The 3,535-nt window shown below is 74.9% G+C and carries 4 protein-coding genes; 3 read left to right on the plus strand and 1 reads right to left on the minus strand.

What is annotated here, in order from left to right:
* Positions 1-220: 220 nt before the first annotated feature.
* The 3 genes from DZF91_RS26500 to DZF91_RS26510 all read left to right on the plus strand — a co-directional run bounded on the left by DZF91_RS26500 (position 221) and on the right by DZF91_RS26510 (position 2,056).
* On the plus strand, positions 221-736 hold the full coding sequence (locus DZF91_RS26500; protein WP_117359900.1) for a hypothetical protein: 516 nt from the start codon (positions 221-223) through the stop codon (positions 734-736).
* 225 nt (positions 737-961) lie between these two features.
* A complete protein-coding gene (locus DZF91_RS26505) occupies positions 962-1,672 on the plus strand; it encodes a hypothetical protein (protein ID WP_117359901.1) in 711 nt (236 codons plus the stop codon).
* A 168-nt stretch (positions 1,673-1,840) separates the two neighbouring features.
* Positions 1,841-2,056: a hypothetical protein gene (locus DZF91_RS26510; RefSeq protein WP_117359902.1), complete on the plus strand. Its 216-nt coding sequence runs from the start codon at positions 1,841-1,843 to the stop codon at positions 2,054-2,056.
* Between the two features lie 66 nt (positions 2,057-2,122).
* Here DZF91_RS26510 and DZF91_RS42285 read toward each other — a convergent pair.
* A partial coding sequence (locus DZF91_RS42285; protein WP_235834584.1) for a coiled-coil domain-containing protein occupies positions 2,123-3,535 on the minus strand: 1,413 nt, incomplete at its 5' end.

Here is a 3,535-nt window from a genome sequence, read left to right on the forward strand (position 1 = left end):
GCGGGGCAGCGGGTGCGCGGCGTGTGCGCGGCAACGGGGGCGGGGCCTGCCGGGGTCGCCGGGACGCGGGCGTCGCCGGGGACCCACGGTATCGGACCGGCCCGCGCCCGCTGGGCAACGGGGCCGAATCCGGGCAAGATCGAATCGCGCAGGGCTGGTACGCGGGTGCCGTCCATGCGGATACTGTGAGATCGGTGCCTCAGCGATCAGGGGGAAGGGCATGGAGGACATCGGCTTCATGTGCGCCCGGTGCGGTGGGGAGGTGCATGACGTCACCCACAACCGCGAGGGCGCGCTCGACACCGTCGGATACCGGCACAACCGCCGCGTGGAACCGTGGGACCACGCGCTCGAGCTGGCCGTGGGCACGGCCGCCCCGCCCGATCCGACCTGCGACTTCTGCGCCGCCCCGGATCCCAGCTGGCTCTACTACCCCACGCTCGACCCCGAGGCCACCGACATGTTCGAGGTGGAGCTCGACACCACGCACCTGTCGGACGACGACACCGCCGTGGCCGTGCTGAACATGCTGTATCCGTGGCTCGCCTGCGACACCTGCTCGGTGCTCGTCGCCGACCGCAACATCGACCTGCTCATCGAGCGGGCGCTCGAGCGCTGCCCGGTCCCCGACGACGGTCCGGTGGACGAGGAGACCGTCCGGGCACGGCTGAACGGGTCGCTGTCGGTGTTCTTCTCCACCCGTCCAGGCCGTCCGCAGCCCTCCCGCGCCATCTGAGCCGCAGCCCTCTCGGGTCCCCCGAACCTCCCTCTGCCGCCACCCCGATTTCCCCGCTCACGAAGCTTTCGAGGTCCGCTGGACGCCGGTTCTCGCGGTCGATCGGCCGGGCGCGGACCGCCCAGCCCGCCCCTTCCGCACACTTTGACCAGATCTGGGAACTTTAGTGACCCCCGGCTAGGATTCGACCGTTCCAAGTCGATCTCTCGCGCGGGGGTTACCCACATGCTGGTGGAGGCACGGTTCCACGGTCCGGACAACTCGGGCAACGGCGGCTACGTCGCCGGACTGCTGGCCTCCGAGGTCGCCGGGGACGCGGCCCCGGACGGCGTCCGGGTCGCGCTGCGCCTGCCGCCGCCCCTGGAGACCCCGCTGCGCGTCGCCGACGAGGACGGCGCGCGGGGGCACCTGACGCTGTGGGACGGCGAGCGCCTGGTCGCCGAGGCCCGCGCGGACGGCTTCGGCGCCGACCCCGTCCCGGCGGTCGCCCCGGACGCCGCCGCCCGCGCCGCCGAGAAGTTCAACCCGGGCGGCGACCACCCGTTCCCGGGCTGCTTCGTGTGCGGGCCGGACCGCGCGCCCGGCGACGGGATGCGCCTCGCGCCCGGCCCGGTGGACGGCCTGGACGGCACGGTCGCCTGCCCGTGGACGCCCTGGGACGCCCCGACCACCGCCCTGGTGTGGGCCGCGCTCGACTGCCCGGGCGGCTGGGCGTTCGACCCGGCGGGCAGCCGCCCGGCGGTGCTCGGGACCATGACCGCGCGGGTGCACGACCTGCCCGAGGCGGGCGAGCCGTGCGTGGCGGTGGGCGTCGCGCGCCGCCGCGAGGGCCGCAAGATGTTCGCGGGCAGCGCGGTGTACGGCGCGGACGGGCGGCTGATCGGCCGGGCCGAGCAGATCTGGATCGAGGTCGATCCGGACCGTTTCCGCGCGTAGGCATTCGCCGGAAATAAGGCGAATAATCCTGGATTGCGCCCATGATCCGGCAGCGGATGCCGCCTCATTCAGACGGATCGCTGCCGGAAATGTGTCGCGTGGCACGGAGCAGGGCAGGGACAATCGCGTTGAATTCTGAGCATCTGCGGCCAGTGGAGGTCGGGCCGGATGACCGGAAACGCAGTTCTCGTCCTCGCCGTGGCGGGCCTCGCCGTCTACATGGGGATGACCTGGGAGCGCGCCCGGCGCGCGATGTTCGATGTGAGGCAGAGCCGGCGGCGCGTGACCAGCCTGCGCGCCACCGCCAGCAGGGAGCGCGGCCACGCCGTCTGGATCGTGGCCTGCACCGCGCTGGTGCTCGTCGTGATCGTCCGCTATCTGTGACCGGAAGCCGAACGGTGCCGGGCGCGACGCGTCCGGCACCGTTCGCGTTCCCGCGTCAGGGGCGCGTCACGGCCCGGTGAAGAGCGGGTCCTCGCGGTCGTCGGGGCCGCGGCGGTGGCCGTTCATCCCGGACCCGTTGGCACTGCCGTGGGCACCGTTGTCGGCGCCTCCGTTGACGTGGCCGTGCGTGCCGCCGTTGCCGTTGGCGAAGTCGCCGCCGTTGGCGTTGCCGTTCAGGCCGGACGGACCGGGCATCTGACCGGCGGGGCCGCCGCCCTGCGCACCCGCGCCCACGAACGGGGTGCCGCCGGTGATCGAGGACGGTATGCCCACCGGCCCCGGCACTGCGGGCGGGATCGGAGCCGCCAGCGGCATGCCCGGACCGCCGTCCACCGCCGGGTGACCACCCGTGCGTTCAGAGGCGGACGGATAACCGCCCGTGCGTTCGGGGGCGGACGGATAACCGCCCGTGCCCTCGGCGGACGGGTAGTCGGCGGGCGCATACGGCGTGCCGTGGCCGGGGACGACCGGCGGCACCGGCATGCCGTGCGGCGCGTGGACCGCCGGCGGCGCCCCGTCGGAGAGGCTGGGCAGGTCCGGGACGCCCGGCGCGCCCGTGGTGTTCGGCGACGCGCCGCCGGGCATCCGTCCGCCGGGCAGGTTCGACGACAGCGTGTTGTGCGTGAACTGGTCGATCTGGCGGCGCGCGCGGTCGGCCTCTGCGCGGGCGGCGTCGCGCTCCTCGGCGAGCGCGGCCAGCGCGGCCTGCTGCTCGGCGACCGACTGGGACAGCTGCCGGATCTGCAGCGCGTGCTCGTTCAGCTTGCCGAGCAGTTCGTCGCGCTCGGCGACCGCCTGGACGGCCTGCTCGCGCGCGGCGTCGCGCTCCTTCACGGCGTCCTCGGCGAGGGCCTTGGCGCGGGCGGCCTCGGCCTCGGCCTCCGAGCGGGCGCGCTGCGCGGCGGTGCGCTCGGCCTCGGCCTTGCTCGCGGCCTGCATCGCGCGCTGCCGCTGCGCCTCGGTGTCGCGCATGGAGTTGCGGAGGTCCTCCGCGCCCTGCTTGGCGACGGCGGCCTCGACGCGGTGCCGCTCGGCGACGCCCTCGGCCTCCGCGACCCTGGCGTGCTGGGCGACCAGGTCGGCACGGGTGCTCTCGAGCGCGGCGAGCAGTTCGGTCTCGCGGGCGGCGATGCGGTCGCGCTCGCTCTCGGCGGCGAGCTTGGCGGTCACCGCCTGCTGCGCCATCTCGTGCGCCTCCTCCCAGGCCTTCTGGGCGGCGTCCCGCTTGGCGGTGGCCTTCTTGGCCTCCTCGCGGGCGCGGGCGGCGTCCTTCTCGGCGGCGTCGGCGCGCTGGCGGGCGCCGTCGGCCTCGGAGCGGGCCTCGTCGGCCCGGCGCTGGGAGGCGTCCCGCTCGCTCTGCGCGACCGACAGCTCGCGCGCGGCCTCGGCGCGGACCTCGGCGACGCGGCGCTCGACCCC

It is taken from the genome of Actinomadura logoneensis (genome assembly GCF_003428695.1).
Classification (GTDB): Bacteria; Actinomycetota; Actinomycetes; order Streptosporangiales; family Streptosporangiaceae; genus Spirillospora; species Spirillospora logoneensis.

Coding starts and splice junctions, on each gene's coding strand:
- DZF91_RS26500 (WP_117359900.1), top strand. CDS start 221: ATGGAGGACATCGGCTTCATGTGCGCCCGGTGCGGTGGGGAGGTGCAT.
- DZF91_RS26505 (WP_117359901.1), top strand. CDS start 962: ATGCTGGTGGAGGCACGGTTCCACGGTCCGGACAACTCGGGCAACGGC.
- DZF91_RS26510 (WP_117359902.1), top strand. CDS start 1,841: ATGACCGGAAACGCAGTTCTCGTCCTCGCCGTGGCGGGCCTCGCCGTC.